At 42.7% G+C, this 25,990-nt stretch carries 26 protein-coding genes and 1 pseudogene; 15 read left to right on the top strand and 12 right to left on the bottom strand.

Annotation, left to right across the window (positions count from 1 at the left end; translation table 11 throughout):
- Window positions 1–15: 15 nt before the first annotated feature.
- From IQ234_RS04205 to IQ234_RS04195, 3 genes and pseudogenes are all read left to right on the top strand, one after another.
- Window positions 16–864, top strand: coding sequence for an Rpn family recombination-promoting nuclease/putative transposase (locus IQ234_RS04205; RefSeq protein WP_193956151.1), 849 nt, complete (start codon window positions 16–18; stop codon window positions 862–864).
- 32 nt (window positions 865–896) lie between these two features.
- A pseudogene (locus IQ234_RS04200) lies at window positions 897–1,142 on the top strand (flagellar assembly protein H); the annotation flags it as partial.
- Window positions 1,143–1,558: 416 nt separating this feature from the next.
- Window positions 1,559–1,759, top strand: a complete 201-nt coding sequence (locus tag IQ234_RS04195) for a hypothetical protein (RefSeq protein WP_039899996.1) — start codon at window positions 1,559–1,561, stop codon at window positions 1,757–1,759.
- 17 nt (window positions 1,760–1,776) lie between these two features.
- On the opposite strand, the gene IQ234_RS04190 is transcribed toward IQ234_RS04195, so the two are convergent.
- The 7 genes from IQ234_RS04190 to trxA form a co-directional block, all read right to left on the bottom strand.
- Window positions 1,777–2,235, bottom strand: coding sequence for a cupin domain-containing protein (locus tag IQ234_RS04190; RefSeq protein WP_193956149.1), 459 nt, complete (start codon window positions 2,233–2,235; stop codon window positions 1,777–1,779).
- A gap of 48 nt (window positions 2,236–2,283) precedes the next feature.
- Entirely contained in the window at window positions 2,284–3,126 is an 843-nt protein-coding gene (gene folP / locus IQ234_RS04185; protein WP_193956148.1) for a dihydropteroate synthase, read from the bottom strand.
- Between the two features lie 120 nt (window positions 3,127–3,246).
- Window positions 3,247–4,044, bottom strand: coding sequence for a hypothetical protein (locus IQ234_RS04180; RefSeq protein ID WP_193956147.1), 798 nt, complete (start codon window positions 4,042–4,044; stop codon window positions 3,247–3,249).
- A gap of 155 nt (window positions 4,045–4,199) precedes the next feature.
- Window positions 4,200–4,859, bottom strand: a complete 660-nt coding sequence (locus IQ234_RS04175) for a hypothetical protein (protein WP_193956146.1) — start codon at window positions 4,857–4,859, stop codon at window positions 4,200–4,202.
- Window positions 4,860–4,895: 36 nt separating this feature from the next.
- Entirely contained in the window at window positions 4,896–5,369 is a 474-nt protein-coding gene (gene coaD / locus IQ234_RS04170; RefSeq protein ID WP_193956145.1) for a pantetheine-phosphate adenylyltransferase, read from the bottom strand.
- Window positions 5,366–5,650, bottom strand: coding sequence for a DUF427 domain-containing protein (locus IQ234_RS04165; RefSeq protein WP_002750041.1), 285 nt, complete (start codon window positions 5,648–5,650; stop codon window positions 5,366–5,368). The genes coaD and IQ234_RS04165 overlap by 4 nt, the downstream gene beginning before the upstream one ends.
- A gap of 33 nt (window positions 5,651–5,683) precedes the next feature.
- Window positions 5,684–6,001 (bottom strand): thioredoxin, encoded by a 318-nt coding sequence (gene trxA / locus IQ234_RS04160; protein ID WP_002765348.1) that lies wholly within the window; start codon window positions 5,999–6,001, stop codon window positions 5,684–5,686.
- Window positions 6,002–6,326: 325 nt separating this feature from the next.
- Between trxA and map the strand changes: the two genes are divergently transcribed.
- The 5 genes from map to IQ234_RS04135 all read left to right on the top strand — a co-directional run bounded on the left by map (window position 6,327) and on the right by IQ234_RS04135 (window position 11,557).
- A complete protein-coding gene (gene map / locus IQ234_RS04155) occupies window positions 6,327–7,172 on the top strand; it encodes a type I methionyl aminopeptidase (protein ID WP_193956144.1) in 846 nt (281 codons plus the stop codon).
- 68 nt (window positions 7,173–7,240) lie between these two features.
- Window positions 7,241–7,642, top strand: a complete 402-nt coding sequence (locus IQ234_RS04150) for a universal stress protein (protein ID WP_002776463.1) — start codon at window positions 7,241–7,243, stop codon at window positions 7,640–7,642.
- Between the two features lie 552 nt (window positions 7,643–8,194).
- On the top strand, window positions 8,195–8,419 hold the full coding sequence (locus IQ234_RS04145) for a DUF2811 domain-containing protein (protein WP_002739844.1): 225 nt from the start codon (window positions 8,195–8,197) through the stop codon (window positions 8,417–8,419).
- Window positions 8,420–8,468: 49 nt separating this feature from the next.
- Window positions 8,469–9,095, top strand: coding sequence for an aminoacyl-tRNA hydrolase (gene pth / locus IQ234_RS04140; protein ID WP_193956143.1), 627 nt, complete (start codon window positions 8,469–8,471; stop codon window positions 9,093–9,095).
- A gap of 134 nt (window positions 9,096–9,229) precedes the next feature.
- The gene (locus IQ234_RS04135; RefSeq protein ID WP_193956142.1) at window positions 9,230–11,557 is read left to right on the top strand and encodes a VPS10 domain-containing protein; all 2,328 of its coding nucleotides are present in this window, start codon (window positions 9,230–9,232) and stop codon (window positions 11,555–11,557) included.
- A gap of 120 nt (window positions 11,558–11,677) precedes the next feature.
- Here IQ234_RS04135 and fumC read toward each other — a convergent pair whose 3' ends face one another.
- A complete protein-coding gene (gene fumC, locus IQ234_RS04130; RefSeq protein WP_193956141.1) occupies window positions 11,678–13,081 on the bottom strand; it encodes a class II fumarate hydratase in 1,404 nt (467 codons plus the stop codon).
- A 241-nt stretch (window positions 13,082–13,322) separates the two neighbouring features.
- Between fumC and IQ234_RS04125 the strand changes: the two genes are divergently transcribed.
- Window positions 13,323–13,610 carry a YggT family protein gene (locus tag IQ234_RS04125; RefSeq protein WP_193956140.1) on the top strand — a complete coding sequence of 96 codons (288 nt, stop codon included), beginning with the start codon at window positions 13,323–13,325 and terminating at the stop codon, window positions 13,608–13,610.
- A 250-nt stretch (window positions 13,611–13,860) separates the two neighbouring features.
- Here the strand turns inward: IQ234_RS04125 and gshA are convergent, their stop codons facing one another.
- A complete protein-coding gene (gshA, locus tag IQ234_RS04120; RefSeq protein ID WP_193956139.1) occupies window positions 13,861–15,015 on the bottom strand; it encodes a glutamate--cysteine ligase in 1,155 nt (384 codons plus the stop codon).
- Between the two features lie 39 nt (window positions 15,016–15,054).
- Window positions 15,055–15,447, bottom strand: a complete 393-nt coding sequence (locus tag IQ234_RS04115; RefSeq protein ID WP_002787977.1) for a pre-16S rRNA-processing nuclease YqgF — start codon at window positions 15,445–15,447, stop codon at window positions 15,055–15,057.
- Between the two features lie 204 nt (window positions 15,448–15,651).
- Between IQ234_RS04115 and IQ234_RS04110 the strand changes: the two genes are divergently transcribed.
- Complete coding sequence (locus tag IQ234_RS04110) at window positions 15,652–16,554, top strand: DMT family transporter (protein WP_193956138.1); 903 nt, start codon at window positions 15,652–15,654, stop codon at window positions 16,552–16,554.
- Window positions 16,555–16,559: 5 nt separating this feature from the next.
- Here the strand turns inward: IQ234_RS04110 and IQ234_RS04105 are convergent, their stop codons facing one another.
- Both IQ234_RS04105 and IQ234_RS04100 read right to left on the bottom strand, forming a co-directional pair.
- The gene (locus tag IQ234_RS04105) at window positions 16,560–17,810 is read right to left on the bottom strand and encodes a vWA domain-containing protein (protein ID WP_193956137.1); all 1,251 of its coding nucleotides are present in this window, start codon (window positions 17,808–17,810) and stop codon (window positions 16,560–16,562) included.
- Window positions 17,811–18,439: 629 nt separating this feature from the next.
- Window positions 18,440–19,663 (bottom strand): aminotransferase class I/II-fold pyridoxal phosphate-dependent enzyme, encoded by a 1,224-nt coding sequence (locus IQ234_RS04100; protein WP_193956136.1) that lies wholly within the window; start codon window positions 19,661–19,663, stop codon window positions 18,440–18,442.
- A 119-nt stretch (window positions 19,664–19,782) separates the two neighbouring features.
- Between IQ234_RS04100 and IQ234_RS04095 the strand changes: the two genes are divergently transcribed.
- The 5 genes from IQ234_RS04095 to ahcY all read left to right on the top strand — a co-directional run bounded on the left by IQ234_RS04095 (window position 19,783) and on the right by ahcY (window position 25,881).
- Window positions 19,783–20,616, top strand: coding sequence for an acyl-CoA desaturase (locus IQ234_RS04095; protein ID WP_193956135.1), 834 nt, complete (start codon window positions 19,783–19,785; stop codon window positions 20,614–20,616).
- A 293-nt stretch (window positions 20,617–20,909) separates the two neighbouring features.
- A complete protein-coding gene (dxr, locus tag IQ234_RS04090) occupies window positions 20,910–22,082 on the top strand; it encodes a 1-deoxy-D-xylulose-5-phosphate reductoisomerase (protein WP_193956134.1) in 1,173 nt (390 codons plus the stop codon).
- A gap of 394 nt (window positions 22,083–22,476) precedes the next feature.
- Window positions 22,477–23,772: a glutamate-5-semialdehyde dehydrogenase gene (gene proA, locus IQ234_RS04085; protein WP_193956133.1), complete on the top strand. Its 1,296-nt coding sequence runs from the start codon at window positions 22,477–22,479 to the stop codon at window positions 23,770–23,772.
- 15 nt (window positions 23,773–23,787) lie between these two features.
- Window positions 23,788–24,459 carry a riboflavin synthase gene (locus tag IQ234_RS04080; protein ID WP_193956132.1) on the top strand — a complete coding sequence of 224 codons (672 nt, stop codon included), beginning with the start codon at window positions 23,788–23,790 and terminating at the stop codon, window positions 24,457–24,459.
- A 144-nt stretch (window positions 24,460–24,603) separates the two neighbouring features.
- Window positions 24,604–25,881: an adenosylhomocysteinase gene (gene ahcY / locus IQ234_RS04075; protein WP_110579142.1), complete on the top strand. Its 1,278-nt coding sequence runs from the start codon at window positions 24,604–24,606 to the stop codon at window positions 25,879–25,881.
- The last annotated feature ends 109 nt before the right edge of the window (window positions 25,882–25,990 follow it).

The following is a 25,990-nucleotide window of genomic DNA, read 5'->3' as shown; positions in this document are numbered from 1 at the left end:
TAATTTTGTGGCAGCATGAAAACTGACAGCATATTCTATCGAATGTTTCTCGATTTTCCCGATTCGTTCTTTGAATTAATTGAGCGACCCGATGCTATCGTTAGCAATTATCGATTTACTTCCCAAGAAGTTAAACAACTAGCTTTTCGATTGGATGGTTTATTTTTGCCGCTCGATAATCTAGAAAATTCACCCTTTTATCTGGTAGAAGTGCAGTTTCAAAAGGATGAAGACCTATATTATCGATTATTTTCGGAACTTTTCCTGTATCTTAGACAGTATAAACCTTTATCACCCTGGCAGATAGTTGTTATTTATCCTAGTCGAGAAATTGAGCGAGAACATCCCCAGCAATTTGCCGATTTTTTATCCTTGGCCAGGATTAAAAGAATCTATCTGGATGAATTGGCAAATGACGAGACTCCTTCCTTAGCGATCGCCATGGTCAAATTGGTTACGGAAAGTGAGAGTCAAGCTGTTAATTCTGCTAAGATTTTAATTAAACAGGCTCAAAGAGAAGTGAGCGATCGCTTAGTGCAGAAAAATGTCATTGATTTAATCGAAACCATAATCATTTATAAGTTACCCCAAAAAAGTCGAGAGGAAATTGAAGCTATGTTGGAACTACAAGACCTAAAACAAACTCGTTTCTATCAAGAAGCTTTTGGAGATGGAATTGAACAGGGAATTGAACAGGGAATTGAACAGGGAATTGAACAGGGAATTGAACAGGGAATAAACTTGCAAAAATTGAAAACAATTTCTCTACTGCAAGACCTCGGTTTAACCCCACAACAAATCTCAGAACGCTTAGACTTGACTCTGGAAACAGTGCTTAACTATTTGGCACAACAGCAACAATAATCAAACCTGTTTTAACAGTCCAGAAAAACAGCAGTCGAGAGGAAATAGAAGCTATGTTAGAACTACAAGACCTAAAACAAACTCGTTTCTATCAAGAAGCTTTTGGAGATGGAATTGAACAGGGAATTGAACAGGGAATTGAACAGGGAATAAACTTGCAAAAATTGAAAACAATTCCTCTACTGCAAGACCTCGGTTTAACCCCACAACAAATCTCAGAACGCTTAGAATTAACTCTGGACACAGTGCTTAACTATTTGGCACGACAGCAACAATAATCAAACCTGTTTTAACAGTCCAGAAAAACAGTAATTGCTAAGTAGTGGACAAATGGATAGTAGCGAATCAGTGACCTTTAACCTATCAGTGATGACTCGATGAATAACGACTTATTGACTTTTCTCTTTGGTGTTGTCCTTCTCATTCTCTATCTAGTTTTTTCAGCTTTAACCGAGATGGGAACAAAATGGCCTTGGACAAAAAAATAGAAATACTTATAGCGGTAAGCGCTTGAGTGAGATACAAACCAAGCTTTGACTAGCATGGTTTATAGCTCGTGACACTGTACCTCATACGACTGCACACCGTTATATAGAGGTTAATAAACATAACACCGGCCAAGGGATTCGGCCATTGGAAAGATTCTAGAGATTTGCTATCTAAACAATTAACTCGATCGCTCTACTGATAAAATATGAAACTAATTGCTGATATTTCCCCGAGCTTAGATTTATTCTTGTTGCTTTTTTTCTGGCATTGTCTCATCGGTGGCATTGCTACAGTCATCGCTATCAATAAAGGCTATCCAAGATTAAATTGGCTAATCTTCGGCCTTCTGGGAGGAACCTTTACCTTTTTTATCGCTCTTTTCCTGAAAAAAAAGCCCAAAATTTAAGGGATAATATGGCTTGATTATCCTTTAATAGTTCCCATCAACACCTCTAAATCTTCTGCGTCTAACTCCTCTGGGATACCATTACGAATTAATTCCGAAAAATCCTCATTGGGAACCATAAAACATAGTGCATAAAGTCTTTCGTCCCCCACATTTCTAATCTCGTGAATACCCGTGGGACGGACTAATAAACTATCCCCCGGACCGAGGGGAATCGCTTTACCATCACAGATAGCCATTCCCTCCCCTTTGAGGATAAAAAACATTTCTACGGCAAAATGATGACGATGGGTAGGGGTGCGACCGTGGGGATCGAAAATTTCCACACAGACGGTCAAGGAATCCCCCGCTACGGTAGAATCAAAGACGATCGCCAAACGATTCGTATCCCCAGCGCTAATGCGAAAAACTTGATAATCCTGGGGAGATCGAATCACGGGTAACATACAATGATCGCTGGTTAGTTGGCTATTCATCGCTAATTTCGATCGAACTGTGGATGATTCTAAGACTAGCAAAAATTTTCAACTTCGCTCGATTGCGTCCACCACTTTCCTCACATCTACGATCGCAGCCACATCATGAACGCGCAGGATATCAGCCCCCTTAGCGATCGCTATAGCACAGGCCGCCGCCGTTCCGAAAACTCGTTCTTTTGGGTCATCTTTGCCTGTAATCTCGCCGATAAAGCGTTTTCTCGACAACCCAATTAAAATAGGTAAATCTAAATCCCGAAATTGCCCTAATTCTCGCAATAACTCAAGATTTTGTGTCCCAGTTTTGGCGAAACCAATCCCCGGATCGATGATAATATTTTCCCTAGCAATACCCCACTGTAAAGCTTCCTTAACGCGATTCTGTAAAAATTCTTTAATTTCCTTGACTAAATTATCATAATGTGTTAGGGATTGCATGGTTTGCGGATTGCCCCGCAGGTGCATGAGGATGATGGGAACGGCTAATTTAGCCACCGTAGGTAATAATAGGCGATCAAAGGTTCCCCCAGAAATATCATTGATCAAATCGGCCCCGGCGGCGATACCTTGGGCTGCTACGATCGCCCTAGTGGTATCGAGAGAGATAGGAATAGAACTTTGTTGTCGAATAGCGGTGATTACGGGGATAACTCGCGATAATTCTGCTTCTAGGCTAATTTCTTGCGCTCCTGGACGGCTGGATTGACCACCGATATCGATTATATCAGCCCCAGCTTCGATCATTTTCACCGCTTGTAGCAGGGCATTTTCAACATTGTCAAATTCTCCCCCATCACTAAAACTATCGGGAGTAACGTTCAAAACACCCATGATATAGGTGCGTTTTCCCCAAGCAAAAATATGTTCACGAATTGTCGTTAAATTAGACATAATAATAAATCCTGTTGAAAAAGTATATGAATTATGAATTATGAAGTGTGGAGAATAAATCAAAATAATCTCCTGATAACTGATAACTGATAACTGATTACTGATTACTGACGGTGATAGTTAATTTTTAGGTAGGGAAGAATCTTTTAATTCAAAATAAGCTTGTACTTCTTCTTTCCAGAGTTGATATTTTTCTTGGATTAGTTGATATTGACTAGCAAAATCGAGGTTACAATCAACGAGATTGCTATCGATATCGGATTGCACTAATTCCCGTTCGATCAGAGTTTCTCGGATAAATTTTAAACATTCTTGTCCTAAAGCTTCCGCTTGATCAATAATTAGCTGGACTTGATTAATTGCTCGATCATACAATGGAGTTTGTGAGTGAAAAATTTCCGAAGATGCGGCCAGATTTCGCAGTCTATGTAATTGATTTTTCTTTTCTACTAAACTGGCAATTTTGGGGTTAATTTCAAAAAGTAAGGTTTTCACCAGAGGAGCCAAGCGGCGAGTATTAGTATAATCGTAGTTATTAAGATCTGATTTAATCAGGTGTACCTGTTGTAAATCGACGGTAATATCGTGGAATTGGATCTCGGTTTCGGTGATGGTGGGATGAATTGTTTTAACTTTCCAAGTGGTAACAGAAGTCAACTGCTGGCGATCACTATTAACCATTTGCCGCTCCATTTTCAGCACATCGAGGGGAATGCTATAAAGTTTTTTCTCAGGGATATAGATAACATCGCTACCGAGAATGCGATCGATTTTAGGACGACGATATAAATAATGATACAGGAATCGATAAAAGCTTTTACTACCTTGAAATATCTGGAGAAATAACCAAATTTTCCAGCTAAATAACCCGCTAAGAAAGCGTCCGAATAGAGGGGAATTCGAGGAGGGGTTATTCATGAAATTCCGTTATCAGTTATCGGTGAGGAATCGGAGGTTTGGTTCTTTTCAGCGATCAGTAAATAGTAAACAGTAATCAGGGATAAAGATAAAGGTAAAGATAACTAACTAATTAACTTAAAACTTACATCTGATAACTGATAACTGATAACTGATTAAAGACGTTCTCCGGATAGATTTTTTAAAGATGCTGGTTTCGATCTTACCTGTTGACGACCGTTACGGACAACCTGTAACATTTGCCCTAATTGTTGATCAAGATGTTCTAAAACCGCTTCAGCATAGTCGTCAGCGCCTTTTTGAATTTCATGACATTCAGCTTGGGTTTTTTGTCGTAACTGTTGCACTTCCTGCAAGGTGCTGTGACGCATCTGTTCGATTTCATCGAGGGTTTGTTGTTGCAAGGATTCGCACTCCTGCTGAACCCGTTGACGAATTTGGGCTGCTTGCCGTTCTGCTTGTTGAATAATACCAGACTCGTCGAGAATTTGGGCGGCTCTTTGTTGAGCGGAACGAAGAACTTGTTGAGCGTATTCCTCCGCTTTAGTGATAATTTCCTGTTCTTCCTGCAAAATTGCTAAAGCTTTCTGTACTGCCGGTGGCACGGTTTCATAGATGATATCGATCTGTTCGGATATCTGTCCCTCATCGATCATTGTCCAACGGGTGAGGGGGATATGGAAACTATCAAAAATCATCTCTTGCAGACGCGCCAAATCCTGATAGATATCGAAATCGACGGGTGGACTGGGAACCCCACTATTAGAAGTGTTAGGTACTGCTTTTCTGGGATCATTAGGTTCTCGGCGCGCCATAGGTTCAGATCGTCCTCATTACTGTATTTTAGTATGTTAACTGTAGTATGAGTAAATATCCCTAGAAACGTTTTCTGGGACTAGATGGGTGACAGAGCCACCGAATTGAGCAATTTCTTTAACCACGCTACTACTTAAAAAACTATATTCTTTAGTGGTGGCTAAAAAAACCGTTTCGATTCCTTCCCAGAGAGTTTTATTGGTGTGTGCCATTTGCAGTTCTTTTTCAAAGTCTGAGAGAACGCGCAACCCCCGCAAAAGTACCTTAGCACCTTTTAATCTGGCATATTCAACCGTCAATCCTGAAAAACTGTCTATCTCAACGTTTTTCAGGTGTTTTGTACAGTAACTGATCTGTTCTATGCGTTTTTCGACGGGAAACAGGGGGTTTTTATGGGGATTGCAGAGAACTGCCACGATTACTCGCTCGAATAGTGGTACACTGCGTTCGATAATATCTAAATGACCGAATGTAACTGGATCGAAGCTGCCGGGGTAGATGGCGATCATTTCTCAACCTGCACACCTCGCCAAAAAGCGATATATCCTTTAATATTTTGGGCTTTTGGTTTAGGATCGGGATAATACCAAGCGGCATCTTTATTGTCCTGTCCATCTACCCTGAGAGTATAATAACTAGCCTCTCCTTTCCAAGAACAAATGGTATGGGTGTTACTGGGTTGAAAATATTCAGCTTTGATGGTATCGGGGGGAAAATAGTAGTTTCCCTCGACAATTTCGCAGTTATCGCTTTCCGCTACCACTGCACCATTCCAAATCGCCTTTGCCATGACACTAACTCCTAGTTCTGGTTCAAAATTATCTTACAACAGAGTTTGTAAATGTTGAACCAGTTGGTTAACCTGCACCACTCCCTCGATTCGATCGATCGGTTGACCATTTTTAAAGACTACTAAAGTCGGTAAAGCTTGAATACCGTACTTAGTAGCTAAATTAGGATATTTGTCTGTATCAATTTTGACAATTTGTAGGCGATTTTTGAAATACATTCCCGTTTGTTCTAGAATCGGAGCCATCATTTGACAAGGACCGCACCAAGTGGCATAGAAATCCACTAACACGGGAAGATTAGTGGTTTGCAACAGTTCCTGAAAACTGGAAAACTCTTTTTTGACTGCCATAAATTGTCACCTCGCCAGAAAAATAGCCTTTTCCCTACTATAGCTTTTCTAGATGTTTCTGAGACCTCCTGTAAAAGTAAGTTATCGAGGCGCTATCGGCTCAAAATATCTTAAAAATCAGATAAATTTGCGATAATTTCCGGTTTTATGGCTAGTATAGTTGTCTCTTGTCTTTTTTATCCTCATCTCCCCACTCCCTATCTCCCTATCTCCTGTCTCCTGTCTCGGAGTCTCCTCACCTAAGGGAAGATTTTTGATTTCTCCAGAGCAGTCATCGATCGCCGGGAAAATGCTAAGTTAAGTAAAGACCCTGAGCCAACTTTCCATGAACATCCTAACCAAGCTGCTTTTTCCCGAAACTAAAACCCCAGAGCAAGTAGGTTCACCGCGAGTACAGAAAAGCCGCCGGGGAATCGAAACCAAATCCGCCGCAGAAATCGTTATTATGCGACAAGCGGGTAAAATTGCCGCCACAGTCCTCAAGGAAATTGCTGAGATCGCTCAACCCGGGATGACGACGGCGGATCTGGATGCTCACGCGGAAAAACGTATCCGCGCAATGGGTGCTACTCCCAGTTTTAAAGGTTATTATGGCTTTCCTGCCTCGATTTGTGCCTCCGTCGATAACGAAGTCGTTCACGGTATCCCTAGCCCGAAAAAACGCCTCAAAGCCGGTTCTGTGTTAAAGGTAGATACGGGGGCCTACTACCAAGGTTATCATGGGGATTCCTGTATTACGATCGCGATCGGTTCCGTCTCTCCCAAAGCCGAAAAATTAATCCGCGTAGCGGAAGAAGCTTTATATAAAGGCATAAATCAGGTAAAAGCTGGCAATTATCTGCTCGATATTGCAGGAGCGATCGAAGATCACGTTCAAGCTAACGGTTTCCAGGTGGTAGAAGATTTTACCGGCCATGGAGTCGGCAGAAATCTCCACGAAGAACCCTCGGTATTTAATTTTCGCACTAATGAGTTACCCAATGTCAAACTCCGCGCCGGGATGACTCTGGCAATTGAACCAATTGTCAATGGGGGATCTAAACATACCAGAACTTTACGCGATCGTTGGACGGTGGTGACGATGGATAATGCTCTCTCCGCTCAATTTGAGCATACCGTCTTAGTAACCGCCACAGGTTACGAAATCTTAACCGATCGCAATAACCTATAAAATTGTCTATAGATTTTTTGCTCCGGAATCTTAATTGAAAATTTATTTAGCGGCAGGATTTAGTCAAAATGTTTAAAAATATCGTTGTTGCCTTAGATTGTGGGGAATCATCCCATCGAGTCCTTCATGCTTTGAATTCCCTCTCTCTAACGGCAAATTCTTACATCATCATCACCCATATTCTCAGTAAGGAGGGAGATGAATCGGCAGTGGATCGCCCTCATCCCTCCCGTGAGATCATTGAAGATCAATTGCGCTGCTATCAATCCCAGATTGCTACCCCTAGTGAAATCGAAGTCATCTTTGGCGATCCCGCGGAGGAAATTATTCGTTTAGCTAATATCTATCAAGCTGATCTGATCGTGATCGGCAGCCGGGGATTAACGGGAGTTCAACGGGTGATCGAAGATTCTGTTAGTAGTCTCGTGGTGGCAGAAGCTACCTGTTCCGTATTGGTGGTAAAAGCATAGCAGCCAGCATTCAGCGTCGAGACTCCCAGACTTGTGAGGCAGCTATCAGGGATCGGATTTGAGCAGCACTACTGACTAATACTAAATCCAGTTATTAAAGACTTATTATCTATTCCTTCTTTTGCCTCTTGCCTCTTGCCTCTTGCCTATCCTGATATGTAGCCTATACTCAACGGATTTAGTATAAAATTTGCAAATCTTATTTTTCCCCGATGTTTTCCCCCATACATTCCCCGGTATTTCCCCACTCAATCCCCAGTTTTCCACAGTTTACCCAGACTTTTCCACAGGCAACAGCGATATAATCGGCACTTGCTTCTAGAAAAAATTAATCTTGATTGTCAAAATCTCTATGGATAGATACTGAGTTACTGTTAAGTTAAGTAAATAAAATCTAGCTCTAAGCCTTATTCCCTCGTAAATATTAAGTTTTTCTAAAGCATTCCTTTACATCTGGTAATATTGCAACTCCCCCCAACTTGGCTCACAATAGTCCTTACTGTCCACTACAGGAGTCAGGGATTTCCCCACTTCCGATCAGAGGTAAACGATATGAATACATCAGTCAGTATCTTGGCAGAAATCCCCGAAATTCTCCACCAATCCCTACAACAATACCTAGAAACTCACCCCGGTTGGGATCAAGATGGTGTGTTTACGGCGGCTCTGTCATTTTTTTTGCTTAATTGTCAATCCCCCGAAAGGATGAATTTTGAGGAGCAAAATAGCTGTGCCAAGGTTTATCTAGAAACTTTGTTCCAGCGCTCGGAGTGCTAATTCGGTGATAATGAGAGTCGGGTCATTGTTAGAAGCCCGATTTCTCCATATGAATTCCGATAAAACCCCTAATTTAATCATTCCTCGGCTAATTATCGGTTTGGGTAATCCCGAACCCAAATATGATCGCACCCGTCATAATATCGGTTTTGAAGCTGTGGACTCATTAGCGCGGGATTGGGGGCTATCTTGGCAGGAAAACAAGCGATTTCAAGGTTTTATCGCCGAGGGTGACGGTCCTCTCCCGGGCAAAATTCGTCTCTTGAAACCCCAAACCTATATGAATCGCTCCGGGCAATCGGTGCGAGCGGTGCTGGACTGGTATAAACTAGCTCCAGAGTCGATTTTAGTCATTTACGATGATATGGATCTGCCCCTAGGCCGGTTGAGAATCCGTCTATCGGGATCGGCGGGCGGACACAACGGTATTAAATCGATGATTGCCCACGTTGGCACGGAAAACTTCGCTCGTTTACGCATAGGAATCGGTAAATCAACCGAAAAAGCGACTATTTCCCACGTTTTAGGCCGATTCACCCCCCAAGAAAACGAAGTGCTCTTGAAAGTGTTAGACTTGTCCAGAAAAGCGATCGAACTTGGTCTCAAACAAGGGTTACAAAAGGCAATGAGTCTCTACAATAATCAAAGTGTAGAGATTGGCTCTAATCTATGCTGATAGCAAATAAGCCTGATTTTAGTAATGGTTATAATCGTCATTTTCGTCTATACTGTTACAGAACCCTTGCTTAAATTTTGATCGGCCTTTGCTAGATTAGGTCAATTTTTATCCTCGATATTAGCAGTTTAAGTATGATTAATCGCCAAAGTTTGCTGAGATTCGCCCACAAGTTTAATCTCATTTTATTGATAATCGCTACAGTTTTTTGTCTTTGGGGTAATGCTGCTTTTGCCCATCGTCCCCATGATGTAATTAGTCAAGTGGAAGTTTCTCCCGATTTCCAGACAGATAATACAGTATATATCTTGGTGCGAAATAACTTTTATAAGTCTAGCGATGGAGGTAGCAACTGGACAAGATTAATTCAAGGTTTAGATTATACGGGGGAATTAAGTTCCTTATCCCTATCTCCCCTCAATAAAAATATTCTCTATCTAGCTTCAAGATCCGATGGTATTTATAAAAGTGAAGATGCGGGGGAATCTTGGCAGAAAGTTAATCAGGGTTTAGCAACTAACTTTATTAACTTTGTACAAATTGCCCCTTCCGATCCCAATATAGCAGCAGCAGTGGGATTAGAAAAAGGGGTTTATTTAACCGAAGATGGTGGTAAAAATTGGTCAAATATTTTCCCCACCAAGGCACTGATAACCTTTCTCGCTATTACTCCCAACAATCCTAATCGCATTTTTTTTGGGGATGAACAGGGTAAATTATACACTTCCTCCGATGGGGGGAAAACTTGGCAGAATCTCCCCTTACCCGCTAATGTGGGGGCAGTGGATACAATTGCTTTTTCCCCTAATCTAGACAGGGATAAAACCTTTTTTGTCGGCACAAAAGAAGCAGGTATTTTTAAAACCGTTGATGATGGTAAAACTTTCCAAGCTGTTAACGAAGGAATTAAGGATAAAATCATCGAAGACATCGTTATTTCTCCCGACTATGCCCAAAATTCCACCCTTTATGCCATTACTTGGCATGACGGAATGTATGTTTCTCAGGATGGGGGCAAAAGTTGGACAAAAATGAGCGAGGGTTTAACCAAAGATAAACAGGCTGATGATTATAAAGTTCCCCACTTTATGGATTTAAAAATAGTTCAAGACACGATGTTTTTAGGGGGATTTAATGGCTTATTTAAAACCACGGATAGCGGCAAACAATGGCAAGAAATAGAAACTTTAGCCCGGGCAACAGTTATCGCTATGGCGGTTTCTCCTAATTATGCCCAGGATGGCACTGTCGTCATTGCTAATTATGTAGGCAATATCTTCATCAGTCGCGATCAAGGGGAAACTTGGACACCAATTAATCGCGGTTTAGAAGTTTATCGACTTGGTAAAGATCCCGAAGAATCAGGACAAGATCCCCGGCGTTTCTTTGACATTGCCTTTTCTCCTAACTATGGAAAAGATCGAACTATTTTTGCTGGGTTTTTACGCAATAGATTTGCCAAATCCGATAACGGTGGTGATTTATGGAAAATTATCGAAATTGATCAGGGAGTCCGCGGCCCGAGGATAGTTCCTTCTCCAGATTTTGCCAAGGATAAAACTCTTTTTCTTACCAATCAGCAGGGCAGAATATTTCGTTCTACCGATGGAGGAAATACGGTTAAAAATATTAGTGAAGTGGGCAAAATTTCTGGTAATTATGCCCCTGCTATGGTAGCTTCCCCCGATTTTGCTAAGGATAAAACTTTGTTTGTCACGGGAAAAGAGGGTATTTATCAAAGTGTTGATGGTGGACTAACTTGGAAAAACGTCAGCCAAGGAACACCCCTATCAAAAACCGCTAATGTGCAGTTGGCAATATCTCCCAATTATCCCAGTGATGGAACTATTTTTGCTGGGACAATTTCTGGTTTGTTTGTCAGCAAAGATGGGGCTAAAAGTTGGACAAAATTAGAGAAACCGGGGTTTAATCCGCAAGCATCAGTAGAAACCATTGCTATCTCTCCTGATTATGCTAATGATCGCACAGTAATAGTTAGTTTACAGGGAGATGGTTTGTTTAAATCTACCGATGGCGGGGACACTTTTAAGCTAATTGGTGATCCTAAAATACCCCTAGTGAAAATTCATAGTATCCCTTCCTCTGGTATCTCCGTCCAATTTTCTCCTAATTATGCTCAAGATAAAACTTTATTCGGTTTTGGTGGCGCTAAAACTACAGTTTTTCGTTCCACCGATGGGGGAGAAACTTGGACAAGTGTGACTATTCCTCCTCACGCGGAAGAAAATACACCCCGCTATAAAATCGGTGAGTTTTTCTCTGGTCCCCTTGGCACAATCCTACGCTTAGTTATCCCGATTCTCCTGGCAATCGTCGCTTATTTTCTGGTGGGTTTCTTGAAACTGGAGAAAATTATTAATCTTCCTAAACCATTCTTCCGCATGGCAGGGGCATTTATGATTTTTCTGTTTGTTTTCTTTGTTATCATCACCCAAGTTTAGGAGAAATTTTGACCGGCGGGGCTTGACAAATCCCGCCGCTTGCCATATAATTATATGTATAATGGGAATCCGTGCCTGCCTGCGACCTCTAATTTTTACAGCAGTTATCCCCTCAGACAATTAACCATCGGCAACGTAGGGATTGACCATCTTAGCGGGGTTAACAATGCGATCAAAATCCTCTTCCTCGATGTATCCCAGTTGCAAGGCTGCCACTTTCAGGGTTAAATCCTTTTCTAGGGCATAATGAGCGACGTAGGCAGCCTTTTGGTAGCCAATCACGGGACTTAAAGCAGTCACCAGCATCAAGGATTGATTTAAAAAAGTCTCAATTTGTTTTTGATTAGCAGTCATCCCCTTAACCAAAAACTGACAGAAGTTACTGCAACCATCCGTGAGCAAACGGATAGACTGCATGAGATTATGAATCAACAGCGGTTTATAGACATTCATCTCCAGATGTCCTCCAGCGCCTCCCATCGTCACCGCTAAATCATTAGCTATCACCTGCACTGCTATCATCGATAAAGCTTCGCATTGGGTGGGGTTAACTTTCCCCGGCATAATTGAAGAACCCGGTTCGTTTTCCGGCAGCTGTAATTCTCCGATTCCACAACGGGGACCACAGCTAAGTAAACGGATATCATTAGCAATTTTATAGAGGGAACTAGCGATAGTTTTCAGTCCCCCGCTCAAGAAAACGAGAGCATCGTGGGAACCTTGCACCGTAAACTTATTAGGAGCGGTAATAAAGGGTAATTTGGTCAGATTAGCGATTTCGGCAGCCACATCTCGATCAAAATCTGGAGGAGCATTAATTCCCGTACCCACTGCTGTTCCTCCCAAGGATAAACGATAGACTTTTTCTAGACATTTTTCTAGCCAATCGCTGCCGTCATCTAATAAACCCACATAACCGGAGAATTCTTGTCCGAGGGTTAAGGGGGTGGCATCCTGTAGGTGAGTCCGACCAATTTTAACTATATTTGCCCATAATTGCGCCTTTTCATCGAGACTATTCCGTAATAGTTGCAGACTGGGAATTAATTTTTCCTTGACTGCCAAGGCAACGGCAATATACATGGCCGAGGGAAAGGAATCATTAGTCGATTGGGACATATTAACATGATCGTTGGGATCGACGGGAGTTTTGCTCCCCAGAGGATTCCCCGTTAGTTGACTGCAACGATTGGAGATGACTTCGTTGATGTTCATGTTAAATTGAGTGCCACTTCCCGTCATCCAAACGTAGAGGGGAAAGTTATCCGCGTGTTGTCCGGCTAAAATTTCATCGCAGACTTGACAGATAAGGTTTTTTCTCTCCTGAGTGAGACGATTTTTTTGCTGATTGACAATTGCACAGGCTTTTTTGAGAATGGCATAGGACCGGATCATCTCCCGGGGCATGAGATTATCACCGATACTAAAGTATTGTAGAGATCTTTGGGTCTGCGCTCCCCAAAGTTTATCGGCAGGTACGGGAATTTCTCCCATGCTGTCTTTCTCGATGCGAAATTCTGTCATCTTTAAGTTACTTCTGCATCTGGCCTGAAAAGAGAGGGTCTCCAGGACGAAACGGATTCCCATTATAAGAAAAGTATAAGTCAAGTCTGGCTGGTTTGTCAAGCTCTATGGGAACTTTTTCTGGCGGCATTTTTACCCGGGAGGTTGACAAGAATAACTGGCAGGGTGCTGGAGTGATTATGAGACAAAAACTGTTATATTTTAGGGAAGATAATCAGTAAAAAAGACGGGATTGGAGACTATGGACACAGCGACCGCATTAAGTTGGACATTGGGAATTATCTTAGGGTTGATGACCCTTTTGTTTATCTTACGGATCGTGCTGACTTGGAATCCACAGGCAGATTTAAATAGCTTTCCCTTTAATATTATTGCCTGGCCCACAGAACCTTTTTTAATCCCCGTGCGTAAACTCATCCCACCCTTGGGAGGAGTTGATATTTCTCCAATTATTTGGGTGGGAATTTGTACGCTGCTGCGGGAAATTCTTCTCGGTCAACAGGGTTTGATTACCATGGCCTTAAAATAATTAGGGTCTGCTGAAAAAGTTTTTCCTGGGGGTAGGAGTCAGGAGTCAGGAGTCAGGAGTCAGGAGTCAGTAGCCGGTCGTTTCAGGCTTTGTTGCCCTTGTTTTTTGTACCAAGCCATGTACTACAAGAAGGATAATGCAAGGTTTTTGAAAGTCCCAATCCTATTTTCGCAGCATGAACATCGGACTTTAACAGGTCAAAAGCCTTATTTTAAAAGGGTTTTACCATTATTCAGCAAGCCCTAATTATTTAAGCGACTAAAATATGCTGACATAATTTATGTTCTAATTCTTTTTCCTGTTCTTCTAGGGTAATAATCGCCTGTTTGATAATACTTTTAACATCCATACCCTGGTCGGATTGTTTTAACCATTGTTGTGCGGTGTTACCTTCGCGGAGGATTTTTTGTAGGGGAGAGAGGAAACAACTAAAACCCTTTTCTTTAGCAACGGGATAAACTTGAACATAGAGGTCTTTAATCCAATCCCTAGCTAAGATTTCCCGGCCGTCGTACCAATGTCTCAGGGTGGCATCAAGACTAAAACGTGCGGCAGCCTGTTCGTTTTCTTGGGTTAAAGTTAATAGATCCTCACTGCGATTGCTACTAGGTAATTGACTTAAAATTAAGGGGTCTAATTGGGGATCTTGTAAAAGTTGAGTTAAACGGGCCTCTAAAAAAGCCATAACTGCTAATAAACTAATAGGATCAGCAATCAGGTCACAAATTCGCAATTCTAGACGATTGAGATTATAGGGACGATTGCTACCGTTAGGACGTACCGACATCCAAAGATGACGAACATTCTGCATTGTACCGAGTTTTAATTGTTCCTCGGTCCAGGTGACAAAATGTTTATGACTTTCAAAGAGGGGAACATAAGCGGGAGTTTGGGGGAAAACTTGCCAACGACGGGAATGGGAACCGGTGATTTTACCATCGAGAAAAGGAGAAGAAGCACTTAAAGCCAAGTATAAAGGAGCTTCTAAGCGAATTAAGCGACAGGCACGCATTAAATCCTCATAATCGCTAATACCGACATTAATATGAATACTGGCCGTGACTATATTAGTGCCGTAGGTCTGTTCGATATAGTCATGATAGGGATTGTGGGGGTCACTGCGATAAAAATGTTGACTATCGCCCAAGGAGAGGGTACTACCAGGGATGAGGGTATAATCGCCTAAACGACGCAAATATTGCCGTAGAGCTAGACGAGGTTTTAAAGTGGCGCATAAAAGACGGTCATAGTTAGTCATGGGGGCCGTGGTATATTCTACGTTACGAGTATCCGGTTCCCGGACAAAACCATCTAAATCCTTGACAATGCGATCGGATAAACCGATAACTTCTCCGGCTGCTGTTCCGGTGTACATTTCCACTTCAAAACCTTTACTTAGGAGCATCGTCAATTCACCCTGCTGTGTCTATTTTGTAGTTTGACATTATTTGGACTGTAAATGACGTTCGATCAGTAGAATCGCTACTATATCATCAATGGGGCGATCGGGAAGACGCATACCCTGGGGGATGAGTTTCTGTAATCCTTTGGGGGGAAACATCAGCCAATAGCGATCGCGCGCTTCTAGGGTACTATTGCGTTCATCCACTAGAGTAATTGGGACGGTGACACGAGCGGCAATTTTTTCGCGCCAACTTTTTGAAGTGGTTTGATTCCCCATCACCAGTAATTCGATCGGATATTGTTGACAGAGACTGGCTAAACGCTCGATCGCTTGTGACGATGCTATCACCTCATGGGTATAAATTTTCCCCGTCGATGACCTGACCGCGATTCCACATTTATCCTTACCCGGATCAAAACCGAGAATACACATAGTTTTTATCTTCTGCAGCAGTGGTCGGTTTTATTAAATCACTAAATCAGGGACTGTTTTGATTGTCAAGGGTTTGGGCTTCGGCCGTGAGCTCAGGCTTCGACGGTGAGCTCAGCCGAACCGCCGAACGGGTGTGGGAAGTGGGGATAATAAATAAAAATAGTCTCGGAGTCTTCTTAATACTGTCTTCTGACAAATATGATAATGCTCAACGGATTTAGTCTCGGTGAAAATTTAACGGGAGAGATAGCGGCTTTGAGTGCGGCGGCGCTTTGGGCGGTTTCTGCGGCGATTTATAGCCTATTAGGCCAGAAAATCCCGCCTTTATTGCTTAATTTTCTGAAAGGAGTAGTCGCGATCGCTTTAATTGCCCTGACGCTGCCCCTTTCCGGACAATGGCGCGATATTAATCAGCAAAGTTCGGTATTTATACTCTTGACAAGTGGCGCAATTGGTATAGGAATCGGTGACACGGCCTATTTTACCGCCCTTAATTATTTGGGACCGCGAAAAACCCTCCTCTTAGAAACCCTTTCGCCTCCCTTGGGGGCGATTCTAGCGGCGACTTTTTTGGGGGAATCCCTCAAAATATCGGCTTATATGGGCATTATTTTGACCATCTTCGGGGTTGCTTGGGTTATTTCCGAAAAAACTCCCGAAATCAATAGTCAACGCCCCTGGCGGCAGGGAATTGTCTGGGCTTTAATTGCGGCGATTTCCCAAGCGGTGGGGGCGGTTTTATCTCGTCAGGCACTGGTGGAGTCGGGAATGTCTTCTTTGCAGAGTACCCTTTTTCGTCTGTTAGCGGGGACGGGAATAGTGTTAATTCTGATGTTTTTTCGCCGTCAGGAATCATCGTCACCGATTAACTGGTCATTGCGTCTGGTTGCTATTATTATTGTCACCGCTTTTGGCAGTACGTTTTTAGGAATTTGGTTACAGCAAACTGCTTTAAAATTCTCTCCTGTGGGTATTGCCCAAACTCTCACCGCTACCAGTCCTTTATTTGTCCTGCCGATCGCAGCCATGATGGGGGATCGGATTAACTTGCGGGCGATTTTCGGGGTGATGATTGCTTTGCTAGGAATTGGGATTTTGTTTCAATAAGTGGTTTATTCATCGGTTTGTAGTCTTGTTTTAGCAATAATGCGGGTTTTCTTTAAATCCCCTTCGCTCAATTCTTCTCCCACCTGTAAACGGGTGGCATTAGTTTGGAGGACAGTGGCGGCATTTTTTTCTCCCAATTGTAGTGCAGTTTTGGCTGCGGTTTGTAGCATGGTAGCAGCAGCTGCTCGATCGCCCTGTTTTAATTTTTCTTCGGCGATTTGGGTTTGACGATATTTGGCTAAAGTGAGAATTGATTTCTGGACTTGCTCGTCTAATTGGGATTGATAGAGAGCTTGGGAGGTGATATCAAGGCTAAAAGTCGCAGTTTCTAGCCCTTTTTGACCGGAAGCGGGATCATCGTAGCGAATCTTCACTTTAGCTATGGTGTGAGTACCGGGGGGAATTTGGTCAATATAGAGATTGAGGAGGAGAATTTTTTCTTCATCTATCATTAAATCCCCCAAACGGGTGATGTAAAAATTGCCCTCTTTTTGTAGGCTCATTTCTATAGTTTCTGGAGCAACTTGGGCAATGGGTTTTAACTCCGCTAAATGAGTCCGAGCATCTAATTCTAATTGCAGGAAAGCGTTAGTTAACCGCACAGATTGCAGACGGTTAAATAGACGAGTAAATTCAATTAAAGCCTGTTCGGGTCTTTCGATATAGGATAAACTTCCGCCAGCGATATCGGCAATTTTTTCTAGGATATCTTGATTCCAATGATCGCCAAAACCGAAGGTATTTAAGGTGATGCCGTACTCAGCTGCTACTGCGGCTAATTTTAAACAGCGTTGATTATCTCCATGTTCATTTTCACCATCGGTAAGCAGAAAAATATGAGATACATAACCTTTGCTGCCGCTGGAACTTTCTTGAATACCTAATTTTATCCCTTCATCGATTGCCGTGCCTCCTCCCGCTCGTAATTGTTGAATTTTTGAGCGAATTAAGGTCAGATCATCCTGTCGCGATTGGGAGGGAAGAATAACTTTAGCGCGATGATCGAAAGCTATCACCGAGAGACGATCATTAACCCCGAGGGATTCTATTAAACTTAAAGCCGCTTTTTTGACCGTTTCCAGGGGTTTTCCCTGCATAGAACCGCTATGATCGAGAACTAAACAAAGATTAATCGGTAAATTTGTGTTGATCTGTTCACTGGTGGCGGCGATCGAGAGCATCAGTTGACGTTGACTGCTGCTTTGATTAGCATCGATATTACTGTCACTCAAGGCCGATTTTAGAGTTACCCGCATAAGAGTTTTTAATCATGGTCGTTGATATTTATATTCTAATGAGTATAGTTAGATTTGTGCTTATTTTCCCGTCTGGCATCGAGTTAGACAAGTTGTAAAACTGGGTGCATCTCATTTTTGTCAATCTACATTGATCTTAAAAATTAGGAATTGTCCCCAAAAAAGAGTCTAAATCAATCAATAAGTCCTGAACAAAAATAGAAAAGGAATAAATAAGTAGGTAGGTATTAAAAACTTTCATATCCCCCCGCCTATCGGCACCCCCCTTATCAAGGGGGGCAGGGGGTATCGAACCTAAAATCCATTTTAAATTTAATTATAACCAGCTACTTAATGATGGGGAAAGTCTGTATTAATGGCACTTTTGCTCCTTGACTGTTAGCTTTTTGTTAACCACAAAGACAGGAAGTTATACCAAATTTCTAAATCCATGACAGACATCCGCGCTCGAATGCTTGCCAAGCCTGCATTCGTTGTGACGCGAATAAAGAAAAATGGTATTAGGAGATAGGGATTTCGGGAGATGGGGAAATTTTAGCTAAATTCCCTAACACACCAAAACCTACCCCCAAGAAAAACTTTTTTAGTAAACCCTAACTAAGGGAGAGAAGGAAGGTGAGAGGAACCATTTAAGATAAAACAGCGATCGCTTGTTCTAAAGCTAGGGAAATATGGGTCCAATGGGTTCCCCCCTGACAAAAAACGATATAGGGTTCCCGGAGGGGTCCATCGGCGGAGAATTCCGAGGTGCTACCATCGATAAACGTGCCACCAGCCATCACTACTTGGCTCTCATAGCCCGGCATTTGGGCAGGAATGGGATCCAAGTAGGAACCGATGGGAGAATAGGCTTGAATGGCTTTACAGAAGGCAATCAGCTTATCGGGGGAACCGAGTTTAATCGCTTGAATAATATCGCGTCGAGGCACAAAAGGAGCAGGATTGACCGGATAACCCAACTTATCCCCCACATAGGCAATTAAATGACTGCCTTTCATCGCTTCTCCCACCATTTGCGGCGCTAGAAACAATCCCTGATAAAGAAGACGATTTTGGTCAAAAGTTGCCCCTCCCTCGCTACCGATTCCCGGTGCTGTCAGACGATAGCAGGCCATTTCTACTAATTCCGCTTTACCTGCTATGTATCCCCCGGCCGTGACAATTGTACCTCCGGGGTTTTTGATTAGAGAACCGGCCATTAGATCTGCCCCCACGTCGGTGGGTTCTTGGGTGTTGATAAATTCTCCATAGCAATTATCGACAAAACAGACCGTATTCGGGTTTTGTTGTTTAACTATACGGACAATTCTCTCGATTTCGTCAATAGACAAACTCGATCGCCAGGAATAACCGCAGGATCTTTGGATATGTACTAAACGGGTTTGGGGTTTCACTGCCGTTGCCAAGGCCAACCAATCGATCGCACCAGTAGAATCTAGCTCTAATTGGCGATAACTAACGCCAAAATCCTTTAAAGAGCCTTGACCACTACCTCTAATTCCAATTACTTCCTCTAGGGTATCGTAGGGCGCACCGGCTACCGCTAACATCTCATCCCCCGGTCGAAGAACCCCATACAAGGCACAGGCGATCGCATGGGTTCCTGAAACAAATTGTACTCGCACAGCTGCCTTTTCGGCCCCCAGGGCTTGGGCGAACACTTGATCTAAAGTATCCCGTCCCAAGTCATCATGACCATAACCACTAACACTAGCAAAATGATGCACCCCGACGCGGTTTGCACGGAAAGCACCGAGGACTTGACGGAGATTTTCCTTGACCTGTGCGTCAATTTCCGAAAAGATGGGGAGTAAGGCCTTTTCTGCACCGTGGAGTAGAGAGGGGATATCCATCAAACAATAGACTGTGATATTTGTTACTATTTATTAAGCGTCAAAGTTTCCCCTGTGTCAAATCGAGACAGATAAGACAATGATGCTCTGTCTCCTGTTGTTTCCCTTTGGGTTATTCAATGACTGTTGCGACTTCCGAAAAACTTCCCATTGACTGGGTGACTCTCATCTACATGGCTTTTATCCACCTAGTGGCTCTTTTAGCCTTCTTGCCTAGCAATTTTAGCTGGGGTGCTGTGGGAGTGACATTGATTCTTTATTGGATTACTGGGGGTTTAGGAATTACCCTCGGTTTCCATCGTTTGGTTTCCCATCGGAGTTTTAAGACTCCCAAATGGTTAGAATACTTTCTGGTTTTGTGCGGAACCCTCGCTTGTCAGGGGGGTGCGATCGCATGGATAGGTTTACATCGTATTCATCATAAATATTCTGATACTGCTCCCGATCCCCACGATTCTAATAAAGGTTTCTGGTGGAGTCACATGGGTTGGATGTTGCACGAAATTCCTGCTGATGAAGAAATTGCTCGTTTTACCCAGGATATCGCCGACGATCCTTTCTATAAATTCTGTCAAAATTATTTTGTTCCTATCCAAATTGTTTTAGGCTTAATTCTCTATGCTATGGGTGGTTGGCCGTTCGTAATTTGGGGAATTTTTGTTCGCTTGGTCTTAGTTTTCCACTCTACTTGGTTTGTCAACAGTGCCACTCACAAATTCGGTTATGTTAGCCATGAATCCCACGATAATTCTAAAAATTGTTGGTGGGTTGCTCTCTTAACTTTCGGTGAAGGTTGGCACAATAATCACCATGCCTATCAGTATTCTGCCCGTCATGGCCTACAATGGTGGGAGGTTGATCTGACTTGGATGACCATTCGTCTGCTGCAAATTCTGGGATTAGCTACTAATATTAAGTTGCCTCCCACCACAGCAGTCACGACAGAAAGTTAGTTTTATCCAGTTGTTAAATTAAATCTAGCCGAACTTATGTTTAAGTTCGGTTATTTTTTCCCCGACTTAACCCAAATCTAACAGCAAACCAGACCCCCCGCTAGACAGCCTAATCCATTGGCCTTTCTATTCGATTCTCTCACCATCTCTATCGCTGACTTTTTCTAAGCCATAGCATAAAAAAGTCAAACTATCAATATTTTTAACAAATATTTAATATTGACGCTGATGTGCCGGAAAGACCCCAGAGAACGTATATTTAAAGCTAATCCCCAAATTATATTAAGTTTCTAATGAAAAAAATCTCGATTTTAGGCTCCACTGGCTCGATCGGTACTCAAACTCTCGATATTGTCACCGATCATCCCGATAAGTTTCAAGTGGTGGGATTAGCCACGGGTAATAATATTCAACTACTATCGGAGCAAATTCGGCAATTTCGCCCGCAAATCGTGGCGATTAATAACGAAAGTCAACTAGAAGACCTGAAAAGCCTAATTTCCGACCTTGACTATACCCCGATTATCCTAGCAGGAAAGGAAGGAGTAATCGAAGTGGCCCGTTATGGCGATTCCGAAAGTGTCGTCACGGGAATTGTCGGTTGTGCGGGATTGCTGCCGACAATTGCCGCTATTACTGCCGGTAAAGATATCGCTCTCGCTAATAAAGAAACCCTGATTGCTGGCGGTCCGGTGGTGCTGCCTTTAGTGGAAAAACACGGAGTTAAATTATTACCTGCTGACTCGGAACATTCAGCTATTTTTCAATGTTTACAGGGAGTTCCCACTGGGGGATTAAAAAAGATTATTCTCACCGCTTCTGGGGGTGCTTTTCGGGATTTACCGGTGGAAAAATTGTCACGAGTAACCGTAGTTGATGCCCTGAAACATCCTAACTGGTCGATGGGCAGAAAAATCACCATCGATTCGGCTACTTTGATGAATAAAGGTTTAGAAGTTATCGAAGCTCATTATCTATTTGGTGTCGATTATAATGCGATCGATATTGTTATTCATCCCCAAAGTATTATTCACTCTTTAATTGAGTTACAGGATACCTCAGTTTTAGCCCAATTAGGCTGGCCTGATATGCGTTTACCCCTGTTATATGCCTTGTCTTGGCCTGAAAGAATTTATACCGATTGGGAACCTTTAAATTTAGTTAAAGCCGGCAGTTTAACCTTCAAAGAACCCGATCATCAAAAATACCCCTGTATGGGATTAGCTTATGCGGCCGGTCGTGCGGGTGGGGCAATGCCAGCAGTATTAAATGCGGCCAATGAACAGGCAGTAGCATTATTTTTAGAAGAAAAGATTAGCTTCTTAGATATTCCACGGGTGATTGAAAAAGTTTGCGATCGCTTTACAATTCATAACAGTTCTACCCCTAGCCTAGATGATATTTTAGCCGCCGATAATTGGGCGCGTCAAGAAGTATCTAACTGTCTGATTGCCAATCTGGTCTAGATAGTCTAGATGCTGTAGGGATGTTAACTATAATGTCTCTACAGGTCTAGGATAGAAAAATAACTAATTTCGGCTATTTTTTCTAGTTAACTATATTTATGATGATCATGACAAGAGTTGATAACCTTCAATAAACCTCTTGCCTAATTAATTTTTTAGGTTTCAAAACTGGCAAAAATAAGGATTAAATTGCCTAAAATCTGTAAATAGACCATTTAATTGATTATTATTGATTCTTAATTCTCCTGACTACTGACTCCGTTCGGCTGAGCTCACGGCCGAAGCCTAACCCTAACAACAATTTTTGATTTTTACAATGAGGTCTAATAACCCTGAAACTTTCTCAAAAATAAGATAAAATAAACAATATAGCGGTTATTACGTTTAATTTTCTATGGTTACAACTTCTCTATCCCTCCCCGAAATCGCCAGAGAAACCCGTCAAGCGAGTCGTCAACTGGCTATCCTGACTAACGAAGAAAGGAATGAAGCTTTAGAGGCTATTGCTGAGGCTTTAACTGCCAATGCTGATAAAATACTAGAAGCGAATATCGCCGATGTTCAAACTGCCAAGGCGATGGAATTATCTCCGGCTTTATGTGCGCGATTAGAGTTAAGTCCTGGCAAATTAAAAGCTGCCATTGCTGGGGTGCGAGATCTGGCTAAATTAGCAGATCCTTTAGCTACTATACAAATTAATCGGGAATTAGATCAAGGTTTAATTCTGCGGAGAATAACCTGTCCTTTAGGGGTTTTAGGGGTTATTTTTGAAGCTCGTCCCGATGCTTTAATTCAAATTACCAGTTTAGCGATTAAATCCGGTAATGGCGTTATTTTAAAAGGGGGGAAAGAGGCACTCCGTTCTTGTCAAGCTTTAGTAACAATTATTCATCAAGCATTGAGTCAAACTAAAGTTAATTCGGCGGCGGTGCAATTGTTAACAACAAGAGAAGAAATTCAGGAACTCTTAAAACTTGATCAATACATCGATTTAATAATTCCTAGAGGTTCTAACGAATTTGTGCGTTATATCCAAAATAATACCCGCATTCCTGTCCTCGGCCATGCCGATGGTATCTGTCATCTCTACATCGACAAAGAAGCCGATTTAAGCAAAGCAATTAGAATTACTGTTGATGGTAAAACCCAATATCCTGCCGCTTGTAATACCATTGAAACTTTATTAGTTCATCAAGACATCGCTAGAGAATTTTTACCCGCATTGGCCCAGGCATTAGAGGAAAAAAAGGTTAAATTATTGGGAGATGAAGCAACTCGTCAGATTATTAACGTAGCATTGGCCACAGAAGAAGACTGGCAAACCGAATATAGTGATTTAATTCTGTCAATTAAAATTGTCGATAGTTTAGAATCGGCAATCGAACATATTAATTATTACGGTTCTCGACACACGGAAGCCATTGTCAGCGAAAATTTTAACACGGCCAAAACCTTTAGCGATCGAGTCGATGCCGCCGGAGTTTTTCATAATTGTTCCACCCGATTTGCCGATGGTTTCCGTTACGGTTTTGGGGCCGAAGTGGGTATCAGTACCCAAAAAATGCCCCCCCGTGGTCCAGTGGGATTAGAGGGATTAGTGACCTACAAATATCAATTAGCCGGAGATGGTCATATTGTCGCCGATTATTCTGGGGAAAATGCCCAATCTTTCACGCATAAGGATTTATAGTCGAGAAAAAAGCCGATGTTTACAGGATTAATTCAAGCCTTGGGAACAATTCGGGTCGTGGATACCGATAGACTCCATTTGTCTGTATCCTCTGATACAATTCTCCAAGATTTAATGATTGGTGATAGTGTGGCTGTGGATGGGGTTTGTTTGACAGTCGAGGAAATTCTCTCAGAGGGTTTTCTGGCCACCGCTTCCCCGGAAACCCTACAGCGCACTACTTTGGGACGAAGGATGAAAACAGAAACCAACGTTAACCTAGAAACCTCTTTGCGGGTGGGTAGTAAAATCGGCGGTCATTTTGTTACCGGTCATGTGGACGGTATTGGCTGTTTAGTCGAATCGATAATCGTGGCTAATTCGTGGGAAATGACCTTTGCTGCCCCTAGTTCCCTAGAAGAGCAGTGGAATAACTACATAGCTCGTTATATCGTCGGTAAGGGCAGTATAGCTGTTAATGGCATCAGTTTAACCGTGGCCGATTGTGATGCCTCCGGCAGCTGGTTTAAAGTGGCTGTCATCCCCCACACCTACGCTGAAACCAATCTTTCCCATTTAAAATTAGGCGATTGGGTGAATCTAGAAGGGGATATTTTAGGCAAATATGTGGAAAAATTGCTAGGAATGCGCTCTCATCACCCTCCCACCGAGATTAGCTTAGAATTTCTGGCTGAACATGGTTATTAAAAAATGCGTAACCCAGTGAAAATCTGATTGATAACTTTTTCCTATATAAAAAACCGGTGGAAAGCTTGACATTAGCCAAAATCCCCAGACAATGTTAAGTTAAATTAACCAATAGCCGAGGCTTGTATTTAAGGAAAACCCCTTATGGTAGCAACACCAGTTCAACAGAAATACGACATCAAAGATATTAGTTTAGCCCCCATCGGCAAACAGCGCATCGAATGGGCCGGTCGGGAAATGCCAGTTTTGCGTCAATTAGCCGAACGTTACGCCATCGAAAAACCCTTTGCCGGACTGCGTTTAGTCGCTTGCTGTCACGTTACCACCGAAACCGCCAATTTGGCAATCGCACTAAAAGCTGGTGGCGCTGATGCGTTACTAATTGCCAGTAATCCCCTTTCCACCCAAGATGATGTGGCCGCTTGTTTAGTCGCTGATTACGGTATCCCCGTTTATGCAATCAAAGGGGAAGATAACGACACCTATCACCGTCACGTTCAAATCGCCCTCGATCATAAACCCCAGATTATCATCGATGATGGTTGTGACGTGGTGGCTACTCTAGTTAAAGAAAGAAGTCACCAATTACCCGACATTATCGGTACTACCGAAGAAACTACCACCGGTATCGTCCGTTTGCAAGCCATGCTCAAAGCCGGGGTGTTATCCTTCCCCGCAATGAACGTTAACGACGCAGAAACCAAGCATTTCTTTGATAATCGCTACGGTACAGGTCAATCTACCCTTGATGGTATCATTCGCGCCACCAATATCCTCCTCGCCGGTAAAACCGTGGTTGTGGCTGGTTATGGTTGGTGTGGTAAAGGTGTGGCTATGCGGGCCAAAGGTTTAGGCTCTAATGTAATTGTCACCGAAATTAACGCCGTGCGTGCCATTGAAGCGGCGATGGACGGTTTCCGGGTTATGCCCATGGATGAAGCCGCTAAAGAAGGCGATATCTTCATCACCGTTACCGGTAACAAGCACGTTATCCGGGCCGAACATTTTGACGTGATGAAAGATGGGGCGATTGTTTCCAACTCCGGTCACTTTGATATTGAAATCGACCTGCAAGCTTTAGGCGCAAAAGCCGATAATGTCAAGGAAGTTCGCAACTTTACCCAACAATATAGACTAAAAAGCGGTAAATCCGTCGTTGTTATCGGTGAAGGTCGCCTAGTTAACCTGGCAGCCGCCGAAGGTCATCCTAGCGCCGTTATGGATATGAGTTTCGCTAACCAAGCGATCGGTGTAGAATACTTGGTTAAAAATCAAGGTAAATTAGCCCCCGGTATCTACTCAATTCCCTACGAATTAGACCAGGAAATCGCCCGCTTGAAACTGCAAGCTATGGGGATTGAAATCGATACTCTCACCGAAGCCCAATTAGAATATATCAACTCCTGGACTTCCGGAACCTAATATCAGTTATCAGTTATCAGTTATCAGTTATCAGGAGTCGGTCGTCAGGAGTCGGTCGTCAGTAGATTGCTTTTATTTATTCTTGCCACTCCCCCACTTCCCCATTTCC

It is taken from the genome of Microcystis aeruginosa LEGE 91341, from assembly GCF_015206885.1.
Taxonomy (GTDB): Bacteria; Cyanobacteriota; Cyanobacteriia; order Cyanobacteriales; family Microcystaceae; genus Microcystis; species Microcystis aeruginosa_H.
This window is presented reverse-complemented; position numbering and strand designations above follow the sequence as displayed.

What these genes read in the sequence shown, in the direction of transcription:
- IQ234_RS04205 (WP_193956151.1), top strand. Translation starts at nt 16, where the DNA reads ATGAAAACTGACAGCATATTCTATCGAATGTTTCTCGATTTTCCCGAT.
- IQ234_RS04195 (WP_039899996.1), top strand. Translation starts at nt 1,559, where the DNA reads ATGAAACTAATTGCTGATATTTCCCCGAGCTTAGATTTATTCTTGTTG.
- IQ234_RS04190 (WP_193956149.1), bottom strand. Translation starts at nt 2,235, where the DNA reads ATGAATAGCCAACTAACCAGCGATCATTGTATGTTACCCGTGATTCGA.
- folP (WP_193956148.1), bottom strand. Translation starts at nt 3,126, where the DNA reads ATGTCTAATTTAACGACAATTCGTGAACATATTTTTGCTTGGGGAAAA.
- IQ234_RS04180 (WP_193956147.1), bottom strand. Translation starts at nt 4,044, where the DNA reads ATGAATAACCCCTCCTCGAATTCCCCTCTATTCGGACGCTTTCTTAGC.
- IQ234_RS04175 (WP_193956146.1), bottom strand. Translation starts at nt 4,859, where the DNA reads ATGGCGCGCCGAGAACCTAATGATCCCAGAAAAGCAGTACCTAACACT.
- coaD (WP_193956145.1), bottom strand. Translation starts at nt 5,369, where the DNA reads ATGATCGCCATCTACCCCGGCAGCTTCGATCCAGTTACATTCGGTCAT.
- IQ234_RS04165 (WP_002750041.1), bottom strand. Translation starts at nt 5,650, where the DNA reads ATGGCAAAGGCGATTTGGAATGGTGCAGTGGTAGCGGAAAGCGATAAC.
- trxA (WP_002765348.1), bottom strand. Translation starts at nt 6,001, where the DNA reads ATGGCAGTCAAAAAAGAGTTTTCCAGTTTTCAGGAACTGTTGCAAACC.
- map (WP_193956144.1), top strand. Translation starts at nt 6,327, where the DNA reads ATGAACATCCTAACCAAGCTGCTTTTTCCCGAAACTAAAACCCCAGAG.
- IQ234_RS04150 (WP_002776463.1), top strand. Translation starts at nt 7,241, where the DNA reads ATGTTTAAAAATATCGTTGTTGCCTTAGATTGTGGGGAATCATCCCAT.
- IQ234_RS04145 (WP_002739844.1), top strand. Translation starts at nt 8,195, where the DNA reads ATGAATACATCAGTCAGTATCTTGGCAGAAATCCCCGAAATTCTCCAC.
- pth (WP_193956143.1), top strand. Translation starts at nt 8,469, where the DNA reads ATGAATTCCGATAAAACCCCTAATTTAATCATTCCTCGGCTAATTATC.
- IQ234_RS04135 (WP_193956142.1), top strand. Translation starts at nt 9,230, where the DNA reads ATGATTAATCGCCAAAGTTTGCTGAGATTCGCCCACAAGTTTAATCTC.
- fumC (WP_193956141.1), bottom strand. Translation starts at nt 13,081, where the DNA reads ATGACAGAATTTCGCATCGAGAAAGACAGCATGGGAGAAATTCCCGTA.
- IQ234_RS04125 (WP_193956140.1), top strand. Translation starts at nt 13,323, where the DNA reads ATGGACACAGCGACCGCATTAAGTTGGACATTGGGAATTATCTTAGGG.
- gshA (WP_193956139.1), bottom strand. Translation starts at nt 15,015, where the DNA reads ATGCTCCTAAGTAAAGGTTTTGAAGTGGAAATGTACACCGGAACAGCA.
- IQ234_RS04115 (WP_002787977.1), bottom strand. Translation starts at nt 15,447, where the DNA reads ATGTGTATTCTCGGTTTTGATCCGGGTAAGGATAAATGTGGAATCGCG.
- IQ234_RS04110 (WP_193956138.1), top strand. Translation starts at nt 15,652, where the DNA reads ATGCTCAACGGATTTAGTCTCGGTGAAAATTTAACGGGAGAGATAGCG.
- IQ234_RS04105 (WP_193956137.1), bottom strand. Translation starts at nt 17,810, where the DNA reads ATGCGGGTAACTCTAAAATCGGCCTTGAGTGACAGTAATATCGATGCT.
- IQ234_RS04100 (WP_193956136.1), bottom strand. Translation starts at nt 19,663, where the DNA reads ATGGATATCCCCTCTCTACTCCACGGTGCAGAAAAGGCCTTACTCCCC.
- IQ234_RS04095 (WP_193956135.1), top strand. Translation starts at nt 19,783, where the DNA reads ATGACTGTTGCGACTTCCGAAAAACTTCCCATTGACTGGGTGACTCTC.
- dxr (WP_193956134.1), top strand. Translation starts at nt 20,910, where the DNA reads ATGAAAAAAATCTCGATTTTAGGCTCCACTGGCTCGATCGGTACTCAA.
- proA (WP_193956133.1), top strand. Translation starts at nt 22,477, where the DNA reads ATGGTTACAACTTCTCTATCCCTCCCCGAAATCGCCAGAGAAACCCGT.
- IQ234_RS04080 (WP_193956132.1), top strand. Translation starts at nt 23,788, where the DNA reads ATGTTTACAGGATTAATTCAAGCCTTGGGAACAATTCGGGTCGTGGAT.
- ahcY (WP_110579142.1), top strand. Translation starts at nt 24,604, where the DNA reads ATGGTAGCAACACCAGTTCAACAGAAATACGACATCAAAGATATTAGT.